The following is a 2,198-nucleotide window of genomic DNA, read 5'->3' as shown; positions in this document are numbered from 1 at the left end:
CTCCCGGGACGGACGGTGGTGGTGTTCGGGGGTGGCGCCGAGCTGGCCGGCCGGCTCGCCGCCCGGGGCGCGGAGGTGGTCCGGGTGGAGCACGGGAGCCGCTGGCACGAGGACGGGGGGCGGGTGGTGCTCCGGCCGGGGGAGGCGGACGACTACGCGCGCCTGGCGGCGGCGCTGCGCGGGAAGGGTCCCCTGCACACCGTCCACCTCGGGAGCGTGGAGGAGACCGGCGGGCCGGACGCGGCCTCTCTCGCCCGGGGGCTCGAAGCCGGGCTCTTCGACGTTCTCCGCTGGGTGCAGGCCCTGGCCGACGCGGGGATGCTGGAGAGGGAGGGCTCGCTCCTCTGCGTCACCTCCGGCGCACAGGCGGTGCTCGGCACCGAGGCGCTGCGCCCCTGGCAGGCCGCGCTCGTCGGGCTGCTCAAGGTGGTGGGGCAGGAGTTTCCCCGGGTGCGGACCCGGAGCGTGGACGTGGAGCCCGGCGGGTGGGAGCCCGCCGTGCTGTGCGAGCTGGACGACCTGCTCGCGGGAGGTGGCGAGGGGCCCGAGGTGGCCTGGCGCGGCCGGCGGCGCTGGGAGCCGGGGTACCAGGAGGCGCCTCTCGGTGATGCGCACCCCGCGGGCGGGGTGCAGCTCCGCCCGGAGGGCGTCTACCTGATCACCGGCGGCCTGGGCGGGATCGGCCTCACCCTCGCGGAGTACCTCGCCCGCGAGGCGCGGGCCCGGCTGGTCCTCACCGGGCGGAAGGGGCTTCCGCCGCGGGAGGGGTGGGGCGCGTGGGTCGCCGAGCACGGCGAGGAGGACTCGACCAGCCGCCGCATCCGCGCGGTGGAGGCGCTGGAGGCGCTGGGCTCCGAGGTGATGGTCGCCGCATCGGACGTCACCGACGCGGAGGCGATGCGCCGCGTGGTGGCTGCCGCACGGGAGCGCTTCGGTCCGCTGAACGGGGTGGTGCACGCCGCGGGCGTGGTCCCCGGCGGGCTGATCCCGCTCCGTTCTCCCGAGCAGTTCGCCGCGGTGCTCGCCCCCAAGGTGCTCGGCACCCTGGTGCTGGACGAGACCACGGCGGAGGAGCCCCTGGACTTCCTGGTGCTCTGCTCCTCCCTGCACGCCCTCTACGGCGGGATCGGCTCGGCCGACCACTGCGCCGCCAACGCCTTCCTGGACGCCTACGCCGCGTACCGCCACGAGCAGCGGGGCCGGCCCACCGTCTCGATCAACTGGGACGGATGGACGGAGGTGGGGCAGGCCGCCGGCCTGACGGTTTCCCGCCGCCTCGGCGACCTGCTCCGCGAGCGGGGCCGCCCCGTGCCCCATCCGCTCCTGGGGTCGGTGACGGAGCGCGACGGCGGCCTGGACTACCTGGTGGAGCTGGGCCCGTCCACGAGCTGGGTGCTGGACGAGCACCGCGTGGGCGGGAGCGGCGTCCTCCCGGGCACCGCCTACCTGGAGATGGTGCGCGCGGCCTTCGCGGACCGCGCCCCCGACGCCGTGCCCGTGCTGGAGCAGGTGGTGTTCCTCTCCCCGCTCTCCGTTCCGGACGGCGCCACCCGGCTGGTGCGCCTGCGGCTGGAGCCGGCGGGAGAGGGCTACACCTTCCGGGTCTCCAGCGCCCCGCCGGGCGGCGGGGAGGGTGGAGAGCAGGAGCACGCGCACGGCCGCGTGGTTCCCGGCGCCCACGAGGAGGTGGGCCACCTCGATCCGGCGGCCGTGCGGTCCCGGTGCGTGCCGGTGGACCTGCAGGCGGAGGGGAGCGGCACGACCGCTGGAGACCACTTCCTCGGCTTCGGCCCCCGCTGGACGGGCGCGCTGCGCAGCGTCGCGCGCGGTGACGGGGAGCTGCTGGCGGAGCTGGAGCTGCCGGAGGCGTTCCGGGGCGACCTGGCCGACTACGCGCTTCACCCCGCGCTGCTGGACGCCGCCACCGGGTTCCTGCGGCACTTGGGCGACGGGCTCTACCTCCCCCTCGCCTACGAGCGGATCCGCGTGGCCGGGCCCCTGCCGCCGCGCCTCTACAGCCACGTCCGCTACGGCCACCCGGGTGCCGGGCAGGAGACGCTCACCTGCGACATCGTGCTCGCGGACGAGTTGGGGCGGGAGCGGGTGCGGATCGAAGGGTACACCCTTCGCCGCGTCGCCGACCCGGCCGCGCTCGGCGCGCGGCCGGAGGCGGGCGCCCGGCCGGCGGCGCCCGAGGC

Annotated in this window: 1 protein-coding gene; it reads left to right on the top strand. The window is 76.9% G+C overall.

The window, feature by feature from the left end:
- On the top strand, positions 1 to 2,198 hold a 2,198-nt coding region (locus tag VGR37_19950), incomplete at both ends, for an SDR family NAD(P)-dependent oxidoreductase (protein ID HEV2149684.1).

This window comes from Longimicrobiaceae bacterium (assembly GCA_035936415.1).
In the GTDB taxonomy this organism is placed as follows: domain Bacteria; phylum Gemmatimonadota; class Gemmatimonadetes; order Longimicrobiales; family Longimicrobiaceae; genus JAFAYN01.
The sequence above is the reverse complement of the archived record's forward strand: the minus strand, read 5'-3'. Positions and strand labels throughout refer to the sequence as shown.